Source organism: Streptomyces sp. NPDC005803, assembly GCF_040630435.1.
In the GTDB taxonomy this organism is placed as follows: domain Bacteria; phylum Actinomycetota; class Actinomycetes; order Streptomycetales; family Streptomycetaceae; genus Streptomyces.
In genome coordinates this window covers 42,332-60,581 of record NZ_JBEXXO010000019.1, presented here as the reverse complement: position 1 = coordinate 60,581, position 18,250 = coordinate 42,332, and the positions used below count along the sequence as shown (strand labels likewise).

14 protein-coding genes are annotated in these 18,250 nt (G+C 72.5%); 6 read left to right on the top strand and 8 right to left on the bottom strand.

The window, feature by feature from the left end:
* Positions 1 to 122 precede the first annotated feature (122 nt).
* Entirely contained in the window at positions 123 to 1,727 is a 1,605-nt protein-coding gene (locus ABZ454_RS25535; protein ID WP_359541364.1) for a cellulase family glycosylhydrolase, read from the top strand.
* A 335-nt stretch (positions 1,728 to 2,062) separates the two neighbouring features.
* Here ABZ454_RS25535 and ABZ454_RS25530 read toward each other — a convergent pair whose 3' ends face one another.
* Positions 2,063 to 2,683 (bottom strand): dihydrofolate reductase family protein, encoded by a 621-nt coding sequence (locus ABZ454_RS25530; RefSeq protein ID WP_356320126.1) that lies wholly within the window; start codon positions 2,681 to 2,683, stop codon positions 2,063 to 2,065.
* A 587-nt stretch (positions 2,684 to 3,270) separates the two neighbouring features.
* Here ABZ454_RS25530 and ABZ454_RS25525 point away from each other — a divergent pair.
* Positions 3,271 to 4,434: a MarR family transcriptional regulator gene (locus ABZ454_RS25525; RefSeq protein ID WP_359541184.1), complete on the top strand. Its 1,164-nt coding sequence runs from the start codon at positions 3,271 to 3,273 to the stop codon at positions 4,432 to 4,434.
* Positions 4,435 to 4,628: 194 nt separating this feature from the next.
* The gene (locus ABZ454_RS25520; RefSeq protein ID WP_359541181.1) at positions 4,629 to 6,527 is read left to right on the top strand and encodes a protein kinase; all 1,899 of its coding nucleotides are present in this window, start codon (positions 4,629 to 4,631) and stop codon (positions 6,525 to 6,527) included.
* A gap of 156 nt (positions 6,528 to 6,683) precedes the next feature.
* On the opposite strand, the gene ABZ454_RS25515 is transcribed toward ABZ454_RS25520, so the two are convergent.
* Both ABZ454_RS25515 and ABZ454_RS25510 read right to left on the bottom strand, forming a co-directional pair.
* The gene (locus ABZ454_RS25515) at positions 6,684 to 7,262 is read right to left on the bottom strand and encodes a TetR family transcriptional regulator (RefSeq protein ID WP_359541178.1); all 579 of its coding nucleotides are present in this window, start codon (positions 7,260 to 7,262) and stop codon (positions 6,684 to 6,686) included.
* Positions 7,259 to 8,770, bottom strand: coding sequence for an MFS transporter (locus ABZ454_RS25510; protein ID WP_359541176.1), 1,512 nt, complete (start codon positions 8,768 to 8,770; stop codon positions 7,259 to 7,261). The genes ABZ454_RS25515 and ABZ454_RS25510 overlap by 4 nt, the downstream gene beginning before the upstream one ends.
* A 198-nt stretch (positions 8,771 to 8,968) precedes the next feature.
* On the opposite strand from ABZ454_RS25510, the gene ABZ454_RS25505 reads away from it, so the two are divergent.
* Positions 8,969 to 9,271 carry a hypothetical protein gene (locus tag ABZ454_RS25505; RefSeq protein WP_356320136.1) on the top strand — a complete coding sequence of 101 codons (303 nt, stop codon included), beginning with the start codon at positions 8,969 to 8,971 and terminating at the stop codon, positions 9,269 to 9,271.
* Positions 9,272 to 9,454: 183 nt separating this feature from the next.
* Here the strand turns inward: ABZ454_RS25505 and ABZ454_RS25500 are convergent, their stop codons facing one another.
* Positions 9,455 to 10,870 (bottom strand): DUF445 domain-containing protein, encoded by a 1,416-nt coding sequence (locus ABZ454_RS25500; RefSeq protein ID WP_359541175.1) that lies wholly within the window; start codon positions 10,868 to 10,870, stop codon positions 9,455 to 9,457.
* Positions 10,871 to 10,968: 98 nt separating this feature from the next.
* Between ABZ454_RS25500 and ABZ454_RS25495 the strand changes: the two genes are divergently transcribed.
* Complete coding sequence (locus ABZ454_RS25495) at positions 10,969 to 12,213, top strand: SGNH/GDSL hydrolase family protein (protein ID WP_359541173.1); 1,245 nt, start codon at positions 10,969 to 10,971, stop codon at positions 12,211 to 12,213.
* Between the two features lie 40 nt (positions 12,214 to 12,253).
* Here ABZ454_RS25495 and ABZ454_RS25490 read toward each other — a convergent pair whose 3' ends face one another.
* The 4 genes from ABZ454_RS25490 to ABZ454_RS25475 all read right to left on the bottom strand — a co-directional run bounded on the left by ABZ454_RS25490 (position 12,254) and on the right by ABZ454_RS25475 (position 15,647).
* The gene (locus tag ABZ454_RS25490; protein WP_359541360.1) at positions 12,254 to 12,919 is read right to left on the bottom strand and encodes a DUF1707 domain-containing protein; all 666 of its coding nucleotides are present in this window, start codon (positions 12,917 to 12,919) and stop codon (positions 12,254 to 12,256) included.
* A 61-nt stretch (positions 12,920 to 12,980) separates the two neighbouring features.
* Positions 12,981 to 13,955 (bottom strand): ATP-binding cassette domain-containing protein, encoded by a 975-nt coding sequence (locus ABZ454_RS25485; RefSeq protein WP_359541171.1) that lies wholly within the window; start codon positions 13,953 to 13,955, stop codon positions 12,981 to 12,983.
* A 29-nt stretch (positions 13,956 to 13,984) separates the two neighbouring features.
* Positions 13,985 to 14,854, bottom strand: a complete 870-nt coding sequence (locus ABZ454_RS25480) for an ABC transporter permease (RefSeq protein WP_359541169.1) — start codon at positions 14,852 to 14,854, stop codon at positions 13,985 to 13,987.
* Positions 14,847 to 15,647 (bottom strand): ABC-2 family transporter protein, encoded by an 801-nt coding sequence (locus ABZ454_RS25475; RefSeq protein ID WP_356320214.1) that lies wholly within the window; start codon positions 15,645 to 15,647, stop codon positions 14,847 to 14,849. The genes ABZ454_RS25480 and ABZ454_RS25475 overlap by 8 nt, the downstream gene beginning before the upstream one ends.
* Before the next feature lie 171 nt (positions 15,648 to 15,818).
* Between ABZ454_RS25475 and ABZ454_RS25470 the strand changes: the two genes are divergently transcribed.
* Positions 15,819 to 18,242 (top strand): transglycosylase domain-containing protein, encoded by a 2,424-nt coding sequence (locus ABZ454_RS25470; protein ID WP_359541167.1) that lies wholly within the window; start codon positions 15,819 to 15,821, stop codon positions 18,240 to 18,242.
* Positions 18,243 to 18,250: the final 8 nt, after the last annotated feature.

Here is an 18,250-nt window from a genome sequence, read left to right as displayed (position 1 = left end):
GTCTGTCGATGCTCAGCTCTTGATCCCGCCCACCCTCTGGAGCCGCAGTGAGAACAGCAAGAAGCACGACGAAGACCCCCGTACAAAACAGTCCCGCACACAAGAGTCCCGCCACCGTCCTCCTGACCGTCCTGGCCACCCTCCTCGGGCTCCTCGCCCTCGGCGGCCTCGCCCCGGCGCAGGCCGTCGCCGCCGCGACCGGGCTGCACATCAGCGACGGCCGCCTGGTCGAGGGCAACGGCAACGACTTCGTCATGCGCGGGGTCAACCACGCCCACACCTGGTACCCCGGCGAGACCCAGTCGCTGGCCGACATCAAGGCGACGGGAGCCAACACCGTCCGTGTCGTTCTCTCCGACGGCTTCCGCTGGAGCAAGAACAGCCCGGCGGACGTGGCCGCCGTCATCGCCCAGTGCAAGGCCAACCGGCTCATCTGCGTCCTGGAGGTGCACGACACCACGGGGTACGGGGAGGACTCGGCCGCCGGCACGCTCGATCACGCCGCCGACTACTGGATCAGCCTGAAGGACGTCCTCGCGGGCCAGGAGGACTACGTCATCATCAACATCGGCAACGAGCCCTGGGGCAACACCAACCCGGCCGGCTGGACCGCCCCCACGACCGCCGCGATCCAGAAGCTGCGCGGTGCCGGCTTCGCCCACACGATCATGGTGGACGCCCCCAACTGGGGCCAGGACTGGCAGGGCGTCATGCGGGACAACGCCCAGGCCGTGTACGACGCCGACTCGACCGGCAACCTGATCTTCTCGATCCACATGTACAGCGTCTACAACACCGCGCAGAAGGTCACCGACTACCTGCACGCCTTCGTGGACGCCGGACTGCCGCTGGTCATCGGGGAGTTCGGGGGCCCCGCCGACCAGTACGGCGACCCGGACGAGGACACCATGATGGCCGCCGCCGAGCAGCTGAAGCTCGGCTACATCGCCTGGTCCTGGAGCGGAAACACCGACCCGATCCTGGACCTGACGATCGGCTTCGACCCCACCCGGCTCAGTGCGTGGGGTGAGCGCATCTTCCACGGCGCCAACGGCATCGCCCAGACCTCGCACGAGGCCACCGTCTTCGGCGGCGCCTCGCAGGACACCGAGGCCCCGACCGCCCCCGGCACCCCGACCGCCTCCGCGATCACCGCCACCTCCGCCACCCTGACCTGGACCGCGTCCTCCGACAACGTTGCCGTCACCGGCTACGACGTCGTCCGCGTCAGCGGTGCCACGGAGACCGCCGTCGCCGCCTCGGCCACCCGCAGCGTCGCCGTCACCGGCCTCACCGCCGACACCGCGTACACGTTCGCCGTGTACGCCCGCGACGCCGCCGGAAACCGTTCGGCACGCTCGGCCACGGTGAGCGTCACCACGGCCAAGGGCGGCAGCACGCCGGGCGCCGGCTGCTCCGTCGGCTACCGGGTCGTCGGCCAGTGGCCGGGCGGCTTCCAGGGTGAGATCACCATCCGCAACACCGGCACCGCCGCCATCGACGGCTGGACGCTGGGCTTCGCCTTCGCCAACGGGCAGACCGTCACCAACATGTGGGGCGGGACCCCCAAGCAGACCGGCGGTTCGGTGAGCGTCGCCCCCGCGTCGTACACCTCCACGATCGCCGCGAACGGCTCGGTCACCGTCGGCTTCACCGGCAGCCAGAGCGGTACGAACGCGGCACCGACCGCCTTCACGCTCAGCGGCGCCACCTGCGCCACCGCCTGAGACGGCCCTCGGTCGTCGGTCGTCTGCCGTCGGGCCGTCGGCCGTCGGTCGTCTGCCCTCGGTCGTCGGTCGCGTGAACCCGGGGAGCCCGGACACCGGGACGGCGCAGCGTCGTAACGCCCGGATGCCGCGACGCCGGGACACCGGCCGGCGGAGGTCATCGCCTCCGCCGGCCGGCGTGCGCATGTCCGCATCCGCACGGGCACCAACACGGGCACGAGCACGGGCACGCCGACCCACCCGACCGCCCGCACACCCGTCACCGCCACGCACGCACGAACGCCCGCCCGCTTACCCGCCTGCGCTCCGGCACAGCCGCGCGCGGGCCCGGCCTGTCAGTCCTCGACGGTGACGGTGACCGTGTTCGTGGCGCGCTCGTACGTGAGGAACGCCGCCCCGCTGTCGAGGATCTTGTGGTCCGTGAGCGTCCAGGCGGTCGGGTCGAACGTGGCCCTGCCGGAGAAGAGGGGAATGCCCGCACCGATCGTCATCGGGCTCAGCTTGACGATCAGCGTGTCGATCTCCGAGTACAGCGAACCGGCCAGCTCGCCGCCGCCGACCAGCCAGATGTCCTTGCCCTCCTCCTGCTTCAGCTCCCGCACCCGCGCGCCCGGGTCGGTGGCGACGATCTCCACGGCGGGGTCGGGGCTCTCGCCCAGCGTGCGGGAGAACACCAGGTGCCGCAGGTGCGGGTAGGCGTTCGTGACGCCGGCCTTCAGGCCGATCTCGTAGGACCGCCGGCCTTCGACGACCGTGTCGAAGTGCGTCCCCTCCGCGGTGATCGAGAGCGCGGCCCGGGCCGGTCCCGGCAGGGTCTCCGGGTACGCGGCGATCAGGTGTCCGATGTAGTCGTCCGGGATGGGCCAGAATCCGTCCGGGCCGGTGGGGTCGGCGCCGTCCGGCCCGGCGATGAAGCCGTCGAGGGTGGAGGCGATGTAGTACACGAGCTTGCGCACGAAGGGCCTTTCGTCCATTGGCCGGCCACCGCGGGCGCGGTGCCTGTCGGCCGCCATGATCAAACAGGCGCACCCGCCAGGCAACGGGAATCGATGCCTCCGGGCGGAGGGGCACCCCGGAGACGTCCCCCCGACGCCCAAAGCCCGACGCCCGGCACCCGGCACCCGGCACCCGAGAGCCGAGAGCCGGGAACACCCCGGAGCCCGAAACCCGAAACCCGAGACCCGGGAACACCCCGGAGCCCGAAACCCGAAACCCGAAACCCGAAACCCGGGACCCGAGACCGGCCGCTCACTCCTTCGTGTGTACGCGGCCCGGCCCCGGCCCGGCGCTTGAGATCCGGGATTCGGGGGACGGGATCCGAGGGCCGGGGTTCGAGCCGTCTTTCTCAAGAGGTAGGCACATAAGGGGGGTTGGGAAACCTTCCCGCCCACCCTCCCCGTCACGGCCAGCAAGTATGACTAATAGTGACCAAGTTGCGGCGCAGCGTCGCGGCTGCTTACGGTGCCCCCAACGAAGCGACCCCGACGCGGTGTATTCACCACCGGCCGGGGTCTGACCCCAAGATCAAAAAAGGGTTGATCCCGTGGCTGCTCAGCACCCTAGCCCCGCCCTCCGCGCGTCCGCATCCCCGCGCCCCCACCCCACCGCCCGCCCCGGCTACGGCAAGCGCTCCGCGCCCGACCAACGCCCGCCCGGCCCAGCGGACTTCATGCTTCTTCCGGCCCGGGAGCGCCAGATCGCCGGGTTCGTCGACCGGCTGCCGGACGGTGCCGCCATGGACATCAAGTCGCTGGCCAAGATCCTTCCCCTGTACGGACAGATGGCCGTCGGCAGCGCGCTGAGGGCCCTCGGCGTGGCCGGACACCTCCGGTACGTACGGTGCAGGGTCAGCGACAGCGGGCAGGGCCGCTGGGTCACGTACACGTTCTGGTCCCGCACCGCCCGCGACAACGAGTGGTGGGGCACGTTCCTCTCCGCCCAGGCGGCGGCGGCGGCACCCCTCGCCGAGGTGGTTCCCGCGTCACCCCTCGCGGCCGGGCCGCCCGTCGTCGTACCGCAGCAGCGCGTCCCCGAGACGACGGCCGAGCCGACGACCGAGACGATGGCCGAGACGGCAGCCGAGCCGGAGGCAATCGCGGCACGGGGCCCGGTGCCGATTCCCGGTCCGGCCGCCGCCGAGACACCCGAGACACCCGAGACACCCGACGCCCTCGTCGGCCTTCCCGGCCACCTTCCCCGCCTTCCCGGCCTTCCCGGCCTTCCCGGTCCCGCCGCCCCCTCCCCCGCCGCGCTCTCCCCCGCCTACCTCGCCCTCGCCCGACTCGGGGGCGTGGAGCCCCGGCTGGCCCTCTCCGAGGCCGACTGCCTCGCCCTCGAAGCGCTTGCGGCCTCCTGGCTGGCGCGCGGTGTGGACGCGGCCTACCTCACGCACGCGCTCGTCTCGGGCCTCCCCCAACGGATCGGGTCGCCCGCCGGGTTCGTCCGACGGCGGCTGCACGACAAGCTCCCGCCCCGGCTGCCGAGCGCCCCCGCGCCCACGGAGGCGGCCAGCGCCCCCGGGCCCCGGCTGATGGTGGAGTGCACCGAATGCCGTTCGCCGGGGCCCTCGGCGGCACTCGTCGACGGCCTCTGCCGCCCGTGCCGCGCACCCTCCCCCGCCTCCACGGCCGTCGTCGACCCGCCGCCCCTCACCCGCGACGTCCAGGCGCACGTCAAGCACCTCCGCGAACTCCTCAAGGCCCCCTGAGCAGGGGGCCCGGGAGCAGTCTTCTTCCCCTCATCCGGGTCGGCCCGAACCGCCCGTTCGCCCGTCCCGCCCGTCCCGTACGCTGCTCCGGCCGACCAGAACGTACGGCCCCCTGGTCCTCGCGTCCTGTACCCGTCAGGATTTGGATAGGGTGCCGGTTCGACAGCAGTGCTCTTCGGGGGAGTTATGAGTTCATGAGCGGTCAGCAGCCACACCGGGGCAGCGCCTCCCAGGTCTTCCAGCCACTCGCGGGCGACGACCCGGCCACCATCGCCGGATACCGTCTCGCCGCCAAGCTCGGTGCGGGCGGCATGGGCAAGGTGTACCTCTCGTACACGCCCGGCGGGCGGCCCGTCGCCATCAAGGTGATCCGTCCCGAGTTCGGCGAAGACCCCGAATTCCGGCGGCGGTTCGCGCAGGAGGTGCAGTCCGCGCAGCGTGTGCAGGGGCTGTTCACCGCGCCCGTCATCGACGCCGACACCAACGGGGCGCAGCCGTGGCTCGCCACCGCGTACGTGCCCGGCCCCTCGCTCGCCGACGCGGTCGTCGCACACGGGGCGCTGCCGGTCGAGGCCGTGCTGCTGCTGATCGCCGGTATGGCGGAGGCGCTGCACGTCATTCACGGGGCGGGCATCGTGCACCGCGACCTCAAGCCGTCGAACGTGCTGCTCGCCGCCGACGGCCCGCGCGTCATCGACTTCGGTATCGCGTACGCGGCCGACGCGACCTCGCTCACCGGCAGCGGGGTCACCATCGGCACGCCGTCGTTCATGGCCCCGGAGCAGGCGGCGGGACGCCGGGTCACCCCGGCCACCGACATCTTCGCGCTCGGGCAGGTCGCGGCGTACGCGGCCACCGGCTCCCCGGCCTTCGGCGAGGGGACCTCGCACGGGGTGCTCTACCGGATCGTCCACGAGGAGCCGGATCTCACCGGTGTTCCGGAACGGCTGATGGACCTCGTCAGCCGTTGCCTGGCCAAGGACGCGGAGGCCCGGCCCTCGGTCGCCGAGGTCATCGCGCTCTGCCAGACCGCGAACGCGGAGACGGTGCTGCGCCGCCCGGAGGACTGGCTGCCGAGCCCGGTCGCCGCCGACATCACCGTACGGGCGGCCGCTCCCGCCCCGGCCCAGACGCCGCCGCCGCCGACCGCCGCCCCGGCCGTCGCTCCCCCGGTCGCCTACTCGCCCACGACCCCCGCGGCCCCGAGCACGCCGCCTCCGGGGTTCGGCCCGCCGGTCACTCCGCCGCCCGGGCAGACGCCGCAGGCTCCGCACACCCCGTACCCGGTTCAGCACCAGGCGGCGCCCACCCAGCCCGCTCAGGCCGCTCAGCCCTATCAGCCGGTTCCGCCGTCGCAGGCGCATGCCTCTGGCCCGTACCCCGGCGCGTACCCCGCGCAGGCCGCCCAGACACACCCCGGGCATCTGTCGCCCCAGGGGCCTGCGACGCCGCCGCCCGCGAAGCGGCGCGGTGGCCGGGTCGCCGCCATCGCGATCGCCGTCGCGCTGGTCGTCGGCGTCGCGGGCGGCGGCACGGCGTACTTCCTCCAAAAGGACGACGCGAAGTCCTCGCAGGGCAGCGAGTCGCCCAAGGGCGGCAGCACGCCGAAGGGTGACAGCACGCCGAAGCAGGCCGGTTCGTCGCCGAGCGAAGGGGAGGGGGGCACGGACACCGGTACCGATCCTGCGGCGTCCGCCAAGCCGGACCCCGAGCCCATCGAGTATCCGGGCATCAACCTCACCTCCGGATACAACCTGACGCTCGGCGACGACGGCCTCAAGCCTCAGGACGGTGACGGCGGCGGTGACCAACTGGTCTACTACAGCACCGGCGGGCACCTCGACGCGGCAGGCACCGACGGGACGCTGGTCCGGCTCGACCCGGGCCAGGAAGGGTCGCTGGCCGTCTGCCGCGCGGAGACCCGGTTCACCGACAGCATCTACGTGAACAAGCTCTCCAAGGGCCGCCAGGTCTGCATCACCACGGGCTCCGGGCACGTGGCCCTCCTGACGTACCAGGGCCAGTCGCCCGAGGACTCCCCCAGTACGTACATGACCGTGGACGTGACCGTCTGGCGCAACGCGGCGGGCTGACCGGGCCTTTCACGGACGGCGGCCGGGGCTCCCACCCCGGCCGCCGTCCTTCTGCCGACCGCAGGCCCGGCCTCCGTCAGACCGGTGCGCTGAGCGGCGGCCGGACGGTCGGCGCGGTCGCGCGTGCCGCTCGGCTCGGTCGGCGGTCAGACCCGGTCAGCCGGTGATCAGCTTCTGGAGCGCGGGCGCGTAGAGGTCGGCGATGTGTTCCGGAGAGGCGAGCGCGCCCGCTCCCTCGCGGTGGAGGCTGAGGGTCGCGCCGAGGCCGAGGAGGTGGCCGGCCAGGAGTTCGGCGCGCAGGGCGCGGTCGTGGCCGGGCAGCCGGGCGGTCAGGGCGTCGGTGACCTGTTCGTGGAAGCGGTCGCGCAGCAGGGAGCGTTCGTCCTGGTTGCCGAGGGAGAAGACGACCCGCAGCAGGGGGTCGGACTTGAGCGCGCGGCGACGGGTCACCAGGGTGACGACCAGGTGGCGGCCCAGGACGTCCAGCGGGGCGTCGAAGAGTTCCGCGGCCTCCGGGCCGAAGTCGGCCACGGTGTTGAACAGTTGCTCCTTGCGGCCGAAGTGCTTGACCACGAGGGACGGGCTGACGCCGGCGTCCGCGGCGATCTTGCGGATCGTCACCTCGGCGTAGGGGCGCTGGGTGAACGCCCGTCGCGCGGCGCGCAGGATCGCGTCCCGGCCGCTGCCCGCCTCGGCGGGGACGGGGGCCGTGGCGATGGCCCGGCCGCCGGTCATGCGCCCTCCTGGAGTTCTTCCGTCCGCACACCCGCCGTACGGGTGCCCGGCGCCTTGCGGCTCTCCTCGACCGTACCCGGCCGGGCCGGCCGGTGGCCCGGCAGGAACAGCGTGACGGCCAGGGCCGCGAGTGCCGCGCCCGCCGCGATCACGAAGACCAGCTGGTACGCGTGGAGCGTCGGAGCCGTTCTGCCGCCCGCCTGGAAGGTGAGGTTGGCCAGGACGGCGGCGACCGTCGCGCTGCAGAAGGCCTGTCCGATCGACCGCATGAGGGTGTTCAGGCCGTTGGCCGCCCCGGTCTCACTGACCGGGACCCCGCGCATCACGAGGGCGGGCAGGGCGGAGTACGCGATGGCCGTGCCCGCGGCGACGACCGTGGCGCCCGCGATCACCAGCCACAGGCTGTGGCTGGTGAAGTACCGCACCCCGTATCCGGCGGCCATGATCCCGGCCGCCAGCGCGAGGCTGACCTTCGGGCCGTGCTTGGCGGATATCCGGGCCGAGACGGGTGACAGCGCCACCATCGCCACCCCGCCCGGCAGCAGGCACAGTCCGCTGACGACGAGCGAGGCGCCGAGCCCGTACCCCGTGGCCTTCGGTTCCTGCACCATCTGGGCGGTGACCAGCGAGTTCGCGTAGAAGGCGAAGCCGATCAGCAGGGCGGCGACGTTGGTGAGCAGGACGGCCGGGCGCGCGGAGATCCTCAGGTCGACCATGGGCGTCGGCACGCGCAGCTCGTACGCGCCCCAGAGCAGCGCCACCACCACGGCCGTCACCAGCAGGCCGACCGTCCGGGCCGAGCCCCAGCCCCAGCCGGCGCCCTGGGTGACCGCGAGCAGCAGACAGACGAGGGCGGCGGACAGGCCCAGTGCGCCGAGCGCGTCGAAACGGCCGCGGGAGCGCAGCGGGGACTCCGGTACGCAGCGCAGCACCAGCGCGATGTCGAGGAGACCGATCACGCCGGAGACCCAGAACATGGTGTGCCAGTCGAAGTTCTCCACGACGAGGGCGGCGACCGGCAGGCCGACGGCGGCGCCGATCCCGAGCGTGGAGCTCATCAGCGCGACGGCGGACAGGACCCGCTCGGGCGGCAGCTCGTCGCGCAGGATGCTAATGCCCAGCGGGACGACGGCGATCGCGGCGCCCTGCAGGGCGCGGCCGGTGATCAGCACCTCGATGTGAGAGCTGACCGCGCACAGCACCGATCCCACGACCAGCACCGCGAGCGAGGCCACCAGCACCCGGCGCTTGCCGTACATGTCGCCGACCCGGCCGAGGACCGGGGTGAAGACGGCTCCGGTGAGGAGGGTGACGGTCACCAGCCAGCTCGCGGCGGCGGGGGTGGCGCCGGTGAGCTCGGGGATGTGCGGGAGCAGCGGTACGACGATCGTCTGCATGACCGCGACGACGACCCCGCAGAACGCCAGCACGGCCACGGCGAAGCGGGGGTGCGGGGCCCGGACCTCGGGGGTCGCGGGGGCGGCTGGGTCCGGCAGGTCCGCGGGCATGTGTCTCCGTACGGTGTTCAGCGGCGAGGAGGGCGCGGGGCGACGGGGGTGTACGCCTGTTCACCCCCAGGGTAAACGGATGTGCACCCCCTCGGCGACGGGAGGCCGGAACACCGCGTTAGCCTCGGAGCCGAGAGCCGGTACGGGCGGTGCGCCGCGCGCACGGCGACGATCTACGAGAAGGCTGAGGTGGCGGCGATGGCGAAGGTTCCGGCAGCGGCGGTGGCGGCGGGCGGACTGGTCGGCGGCTACGCCGTCGCGCGGTGGACCAGGAAGCGGCCGCTGGGCGGGGTCGCCCTCGCCGCCGCGGGCGGGGTCGCGGCGTACGAGTGGAACCGGCAGGCAGGACCGCGTGCCGCCGCCGCGCTGAGCACCGCCTACGTGGCCGCCTTCGCGGGATCGCACCCCCTGGCGAAGAAGGTCGGCGCCTGGCCCGCGGTGTTCACCGTGGCGGGCACGATGGCCGCCGCCTCGTGGGCCGTCACCCGTCGCGCCGCCTGAGCGGAAGGTTTTTCCGCGCGGCCTGAACGCGGGCGGCGCGGGGTGCGTACTGAGGGGCACTCCCCCGCATCACCCGGGTGCGTATCCGAACCATCGACAGGGCGGATACGCACCCGGCCCCCTCAGCGCTTCCCTCCGAGGCCCCCGGGTGTCCCCACCGGCCGGACCTCCCCGGTCACGGCACTAGCCGCCCAGCGCCCGTGACACCGAATAGATCAACAACCCCGCCAGCGCGCCCACCACCGTGCCGTTGATCCTGATGAACTGCAGGTCACGGCCGATGTGGGCCTCGATCTTCTTCGACGTCTGGTCCGCGTCCCAGCCGGCCACCGTGTCCGTGATCAGCGAGGTGATCTCCGTCCGGTACGTCGTCACGACGTACACCGCCGCGTCCTCCAGCCAGCCCTCCAGCTTCGCCTGGAGCCGCCCGTCCGTCGCCAGCCGGGCGCCCAGCGCCATCAGCGAGGAACGGGCCCGCAGCCGCAGCTCGCTCCGCTCGTCCTCCGCGGCCGCCATCACCATCGTGCGGACGGACGACCAGGCCGAGGCGATGACGTCCTGGACCTCGGCGCGTCCCAAAATCTCCGACTTCAGCCGTTCCACCCGGGCCCGGGTCTCCGCGTCCGTCTGGAGATCCGCCGCGAAGTCCGTCAGGAACGTGTCGATCGCGCCGCGCGCCGGATGCCCCGGCATGTCGCGCATCTCGGTGACGAACCGCAGCAGCTCCTTGTAGACGCGCTCGCCGACCCGCTTGTCGACGAACCGCGGGGTCCAGCCCGGCGCACCGCCCTGCACCGCGTCCATCACCGAGTCGCCGTGCAGCACCAGCCAGTCGTGCGCCCGCACGCACACCAGGTCCACCACCTTGCGGTGGCCGCCGTCCGCGACGACCTTCTCCAGCATCTTGCCGAGGCCGGGGCCGACCTCCGCCGCGTTCGCCCGCCGGGTGATCGCCTCACCGACCACCGCCTGCACATCCGAGTCACGCAGCACGGTCAGCGCACCCCGCAGCGCGGTCGCCGCCTCGGCCGTGACCCGGTCCGCGTGCGCCGGCTCCGCGAGCCAGGCGCCGAGCCGGCCGCCGATGGCCAGGGAGTGGATCCGGTCGCGCACGACCCCGCCCGACAGGAAGTTCTCGCCGACGAAGGAACCGAGTGAGGCCCCCAACTGGTCCTTCTTGGTGGGAATGATGGCGGTGTGCGGAATCGGCAGTCCGAGCGGACGCTTGAAGAGGGCCGTGACGGCGAACCAGTCGGCCAGCGCACCCACCATGCCCGCCTCGGCGGCCGCCGCGACGAAGCCCGGCCAGCCGCCCACCCCCTCGTTCTTCGCCCAGGTGGCGAGGACGTACACGAGCGCGACCAGCAGAAGGAGGCCGGTGGCCGTGGTCTTCATACGCCGTACGCCACGACGCTTCTCCTCGTCCGCCGCGGTGTACGCGAACGAGGCGAGGGGGGCCGAGGGGCGGCCGCCCGCGCGTCGCCCCGGCCCCGCCCCCGAACCGCCCGCGCCGGCCGCCGCGTCCTCGGTCGTGCCTTCGATCCGTTCCATCCGCTCCACCCGTCCGCGTAACCGTCGCCCCCGGCAAGCCGTACGCATTGTCCTTACCTGACCTACTCCCGGGCCGCACGTCGAGTTCCCCGTGCCCTGCCGCATCATGGGTCCGGCCCACGAAGATACGAGGAGACACACCGTCCATGCCCAGGCGCCAGGGTCACGCCCTGCTCATCGCCCTAGTGGCGGGCACCGCCGCGCTCGCCGCCCTCGTGGCGTTCGCGGGCTCCCTGCTGTTCACCGGGCCCCGGACGAAAGGGGTGGCCGCCCCGGTCCCGCAGGGCGCGGTCCGGGCCCCCGCCGCACCGGCCCACTCCACCGGCCTCTGGCTCGCCACCTGGGCGGCGGCCCCCGTCCGCGGCGAGCCGGCCCCGCAGCAGGGCGCGGACCCGGGCGTGCGGACCATCCGTAACGTCGTGCACACCAGCATCGGCGGCGACGCGGCCCGCCTCACCTTCTCCAACCTCTTCGGTACGCATCCGCTGCTCATCGACCGCGTCACCGTGAACGGCCGCCCGGTGACGTTCCGCGGCGCGCCGTCGGTGACCGTCGCCCCTGGCCGGCAGACCGTCGGCGACCCCGTCGTCGTCCCGGTCGCCGCCGACGCCGATCTCGTCGTCACCCTGCGCACCCCCACCGCCCGGGGCCCGGTCACCGTCCACCCCCACAGCCACCAGACGTCCTTCACCGAGGACCCGCTGGGCACCCACCGCACCACGGACTGGCGCTACCTCACCGCCGTCGACGTACGGGGCCGGGCCGCCACCGGAACGCTCGTGGCGTTCGGCGACTCGCTCACCGCGGGCAGCGGCTCCACCACCGACGAGAACAGCCGCTGGCCCGACGTCCTCGCCGACCGGCTGCACGGGCGCTACGCGGTGGTGAACCAGGGCATCGCGGGCAACCGCCTCCTGCGCGACGGCACCGGGCCACGCGGGCTCGACCGCTTCGAACGCGACGTCCTGGGCGTCGCCGGAGCGAAGACCGTCGTCCTCGCCCTCGGCATCAACGACATCCAGGCCTCCCCGCAGCAGGCGGACCCCGCACGGATCACGCAGGCCCTGCGCACCCTCACGCGGCGCGCGCACACCCGCGGACTGCGGGTCATCGGCGCGACGCTGATGCCGTACGAGGGGCACCGCAACTGGACCCCCGCACGCGACGCCGTACGCGCCCGGGTCAACGAGGCGATCCGGGCCGGCGGGATCTTCGACCAGGTCCTCGACTTCGACCGCACGGCCCGCGACCCGGCGCGGCCGGAACGGCTGCGGCCCGCCTACGACTCCGGCGACCACCTGCATCTGAACGACGCCGGATACCAGGGCCTGGGCTCCCTCGTGGACCTGAGCGCCCTGCTGCGCGCCCGGCCGTCGTCCGACGCGCTGTGAGAGCAAGGGCCCGGGCGTGGTGAAGGACTGACGGCGCGTCCTACCGCCCGCCGTCGCCCTTCTCCAGCCGTCCCCGCCTGCGCTCGGCGTCCCGCAGGCGCCGCTTCTCCGCCTTGCTCCGCTTGCGCTCCACGCCGACGCCGCCCATCAGCGCGAGGCCGGTGATCCGCACCCGGGGCGCGTCCGGCGCCGGGTCCCCGTCGTCCTTCGTGTGCTCCCCGAAACCGCCCATGATGCCGATGCCACGGACGTCCACGTTCAGGTCCGGGGGGACCGTCACCTGGATGCCGCCCATGATCGTGAAGCAGCGGACGACCACCTCCCGGTCCTCGAAGTTCGCCTCGCGCAGGTCGATGTGGCCGCCGCCCCACATCGCGAACGCCGTGAACACCCGGCCCACGGTCCAGTTCCCCTGGCGCCGGAACCCGCCCCAGAGCGCGAAGCCGCCGCTGGACGTCGCCGGCATGCCGACGCGGTCGGACCAGCGGGCCACCGAGCCCGTCCGCGGCTGCCCCGCGGCCACCGGCGCCGGCGGGGCGCCGGGGGCGGGCAGATCGCGGACGAGCGGTTCGAGCTCACCGTGCGTGCGGGCCTTGTAGGCGGCGTCGAGACGCTGCTCGAACTCCTCCATCCGCAGCCGGCCCTCGGCCACGGCCTCGCGCAGGATCTCGGCGATGCGTTCACGCTCGGTGTCGGAGGCGCGCATATCCGGAAGTTCGCTTGTCATACCGAGCAGCCTATTGAACGCGTACGCTCACGTCACCGCTCTACCGGCCGGGGGCCGACGCGTACATCTTGGCGATCACGGCCTCGATGTCCGGCTCCCGCACCGACAGGTCCACCAACGGATACTCCGCGGCGATCCGCGCCACCAGCGGCGCCGCCGAGGCGGACGCCGGGAACGCCAGCCACTGCCGTACCCCCTCCACCTTCACCGTACGCACCGAAGGCTCCGACTCCAGCCGGATGGGCGGGAGTTCACGCTCCAGGTCCACGACGAGCATGCGCTCGCTCCCGCCCACCTCGTGCAGCCCGGCGAGCGCACCGTCGTACATCAGACGGCCGTGGTCGATCACCATCACCCGCTTGCACAACTGCTCGATGTCGGTCAGGTCGTGAGTGGTGAGCAGCACCGTCGTACCGCGTTCGGCGTTCAAGTCCCGCAGGAAACCACGGACCTTGGCCTTCGACACCACGTCGAGGCCGATCGTCGGCTCGTCCAGGTACAGCACCTCCGGATCGTGCAGCAGCGCCGCCGCGATGTCACCGCGCATCCGCTGCCCCAGCGACAGCTGCCGCACCGGCACGTCCAACAACTCGCCCAGGTCCAGGAGTTCGATGCAACGGTCCATGTTGGCGCGGAAGCGCGCATCGGGGATCCGGTACATCCGGTGGACCAGCCGGTAGGAGTCGCGCAGCGGCAGGTCCCACCACAGCGTGGTGCGCTGCCCGAAGACCACACCGATCCGGTGAGCCAGCCTCGTACGCTCCCGGGAGGGGTCGATGCCCGCCACCCGCAGCGCACCGGCGCTCGGGGTGAGGATCCCGGTCAGCATCTTGATCGTCGTCGACTTCCCGGCCCCGTTCGGGCCGATGTATCCGACCATCTCCCCGCGCGCCACACGGAAGCTGATCCCGTCGACGGCCCGCACCTCACGCCGTTCGCGGCGCAGGAATCCCGTCCTGCGGCGGACGTCGAAGACCTTCTCGACGCCGTCGAGTTCGATGAAGTCCGTGTCCATGCCCGTCGCCCCTTCTCGTTCGCGCTCCATCAGCTTCCCGTGCTCCGGTACGCCCGCAGGCCCGCGCGCCAGGCCAGGCCCGCGACCGCCCCGCACACACCCGCCACCAGGGGAGGCAGGAACGCCGCCTGGTCCGGGAGGCCCAGCGGATAGTCCCGGCCCAGCACGTACAGGGCCGGCAGCCAGTTCACGAAGGCCAGCGGGACGACGAACGTCACCCCGCGCACCAGGTCCGTCGCGAAGACCGTCGGCGGGTACTGCAACAGCGTCGCGCCTCCGTAGGTGAACGAGTTCTGCACCTGCGAGGCGTCCTGCGCGACGAACTGGAACGCCGCACCGGCCACGAACACCGCCGCGAAGATAGCCGCCCCGCTCAGCACCATCAGCGGCACCAGCACCACCTTGGCCACCGTCCAGTCGATGTCCAGCGTCACCAGCGCGTAGCCCAGCACCAGCACCCCCTGGCTCACCCGGCCCAGCCTGCGCAGCGCGAACCGGTCCGCCGCCACCTGGGCCAGCACCGGAACCGGCCGCACCAGCAACGTGTCCAGCGTGCCGTCCCGCACCCGGCGGCCCAGCCGGTCCATCGACCCCATCAGCAGGTCCGCCAGGCCGAACGACGTACCCGCCGCCCCGTACAGCAAGGCGATCTCCGGCAGGGTGAAACCGCCCAGCGCGTCGATGTGGGAGAACATCAGCAGGATCGCAACGAAGTCGAACGCCGTCGCCGCGAAGTTCCCGAACGTCGTCATCACGAACGACGCCCGGTAGGCCATCGTCGAGCGCAGCCACATCGCCACGATCAGCCCGTACGCCCGGACCCCCTCGGCCACCCGCGACCGCGGCTCGAACACCACCGCGGGCCCCGGAACCACAGCACCGTCCACCGCCTCAGCCACCCTGGACCACCACCCTCCGCGTCGCCACCGACTGCAAGAGCCGCCCCGCCAGCAGCAGCGCCAGCGCCCAGCCCGCCTGGAACGCGTACACCCGCACCAGCCCCCACCCCGTGTGCTTGCCGAGGAACACGTCGGCCGGCACCTGGAGCAGCGCCGACCACGGCAGCGCCCGGGCCACCTCGCCCAGCAGTCCCGGGAACAGATTCAGCGGCAGCAGCATCCCCGAGAAGAACATCCCCGCCAGGAACGCGATCTGCGCCGCCCCCGCCCCGTCCATCAGCCAGAACGCCGACAGCGCGACCAGATAGCGGATCGCGAAACTCACCACGACCCCCAGCGTCACCGCGACCAGGAAGGCCGCCCAGACACCCGGCGACGTGGGCATCGCCAGGTCGAACGCGAGGGAGCCGAGGGCCATCGGCAGGATGCCGCGCCCCAGCAGATGAAAGGCCGCGCGGCCCAAGTCGCCGGCCATCCACCACAGTTGCAGATCGACCGGCCGGTACAGGTCGACCGCGATATCGCCCGTACGGATCCGCTCGATCAGCTCGTCCTCGAAGCCGCCGCCCATCATCACGCACGTCATCAGCAGCGCCTGGCCCAGCCACACGTACGTGAGCGCCTGCGCCATGTCGTAACCGCCGAGGTGCGGGCGCTCGTCCCACAACGCGGCGTACGTGTACGCCAGGACGAAGCCGAAGACCGTGTTGGTGAACACCCCCGCGGCCGTCTCGATCCGGTACGTGGCATGGCGCCGGAACCCTCCCGCCGCCACCACCGCATAGAGCCGCACCCCACCACCCCCCACGATCCGGGTGCCCCGCCGCACGCGGACACCAAAGCGCAGGAGCCTAGTCCAGCCGGGGCAGCCGCCGCGACCGCTTTACGGAGGTCGATCCGGTGGATATCTCCCGAAAAGGGGCACTATGGGGGAACTGACCGCGGCCGAGGAGTCTGCACCGACATGAGCGACGAGCCACAGCAGCAGAACGGAGACCCCACCCCCCAGGGCTGGACCCCCCGAGACCCGTCCGCCGACGCCGCCGCTCCCGCGGAGCAGAGCGCCGGGGCCCCGGGAGACCCGGGCGCGAAGAAGCAGAAGAAGCAGAAGAAGGCCAAGCGCCCCAAGCGCACGGGCTGGCGCCGCGCGCTGCCCACCTGGCGCATGGTCCTCGGCGGCATCCTCCTCATCGCCCTGGTCCTGGCCGGCGGCTTCATCGCCGGCTACCAGCTCGTCGACATCCCGCCCGCCAACGCCAGCGCCACGGCCCAGTCCAACGTCTACCTCTACAAGGACGGCAGCGTCATCGCCCGCGACGGCGAGGTCAACCGGGAGAACATCAGACTCGCCCAGGTGCCCCGAACCGTCCAGCACGCGGTCCTCGCCGCCGAGGACCGTGACTTCTACTCCGAACGCGCCGTCGACGTCAAAGCGATGTTCCGGGCCGGCTGGAACACCCTCACCGGCAAGGGCAGACAGGGCGGCTCCACGATCACCCAGCAGTACGTCAAGAACTACTACCTCGGCCAGGAACAGACCGTCGTCCGCAAGATCAAGGAATTCTTCATCTCGATCAAGCTGAACCGCGAAGAGTCCAAGGGCCAGATCTTCGAGGGCTACCTCAACACCAGCTACTTCGGCCGCAACGCCTACGGCATCCAGGCCGCCGCCCAGGCCTACTACAGCAAGGACGTCGGCGACCTCACCACCGCCGAAGGCGCCTACCTCGCCGCCCTGCTCAACGCCCCCAGCGCCTACGACGTCGTGACCCACCCCGAGAACCGGCCCGCGGCCGTCGCCCGCTGGAACTACGTGCTCGGCGGCATGGTCAAGGAGGACTGGCTCACCCCCGGCGAACGCGCCGCCCTCGCCTTCCCCGTGCCCGGCCCGGTCAAGCCCGCCAACAGCCTCTCCGGGCAGCGCGGCTACATCGTCCAGGCCGTCGAGGACTACCTCGTCCGCAACGACATCCTCGACGAGAAGACCCTCGCCACCCGCGGCTACCGCATCACCACCACGCTGGAGAAGAAGAACCAGGACGCCCTCGTCGAAGCCGTCGACGCCAACGTCATGTCCAAGACCAGCACCCGCAACAAGGCCGACCGCAACGTCCGCGTCGGCGGCGCCTCCATCGACCCCGCCACCGGCCGCGTCCTCGCCCTGTACGGCGGCATCGACTACACCGAGCAGTACGTCAACAACGCCACCCGCCGCGACTACCAGGTCGGCTCCACCTTCAAGCCCTTCGTCTTCACCTCCGCCGTCGCCAACCGCTCCACCACCCAGGACGGCCGGCGCATCACCCCCGACACCGTGTACGACGGCACCAACAAACGCATGGTCCAGGGGCCCGGCGGACCCACCGGATACGCCCCGGCCAACGAGGACGACGTCAGCTATGGACCCATCCCCGTCCGCACCGCCACCGACAAGTCGGTCAACGCCGTCTACGCCCAGATGGCCGAGGACGTCGGCCCGGAGAAGGTCCGCACCACCGCCACCGACCTCGGCATCCCCGAAGACACCCCCGACCTCACCGCCTCCCCGTCGATCGCCCTCGGCCCCTCCACCGCCAGCGTCCTCGACATGACCGAGGCCTACGCCACCCTCGCCAACCACGGCGAGCACGGCGCCCACACCCTCGTCGACCACGTCACCAAGGACGGCGAGACCATCAAGCTCCCCGACCGCACCACCGAGCAGGCCGTCAGCCGCGAAGCCGCCGACACCACCACCTCGATCCTGCGGAGCGTCGTCGACGGCGGCACCGGCACCGCGGCCCAGGGCGCCGGCCGCCCCGCCGCCGGAAAGACCGGCACCGCCGAGGAGGACACCGCGGCCTGGTTCGCCGGTTACACCCCCGACCTCGCCACCGTCATCGCCGTCATGGGCCAGGACCCCACCACCGGGGCACACGAATCGCTCTACGGAGCCCTCGGCCAGCGGCGCATCAACGGCGGCGGCGCCCCCGCCCAGACCTGGGCGCAGTACACCAAAGCCGCCCTGCTCGGCGCACCCGTCAAGAGCTTCGACCTCGAACTCGAGAGCGGCACGGACGAGACCCAACTGCCCAGCGCGGACACCACCGCACCCGGCCGCACCGGCCGGCCCTCGCCGAGCCCGTCCGCCGCGTCGCCCCTGGACACTCCGTCCAGCCTTCCGCCCACCGCCCCGCCCGCCCCCGCGACCACACCCGGCATCACCGAGGGCCCCGCCGGCACCACGGGGAACGGCGGCACGGACACCGGCGGCGACGACGCAGGCGACACGGACGACGCGGACGACGGAGCCGGAGGCGGAGCCGGCGACAACGACGGACGCGACAACGGAAGCGGCACAGGCCTCCTCGAAGGCTCCCCCGGCACCCGCGCCCCCACCCGCCGGTAGAGCACGCC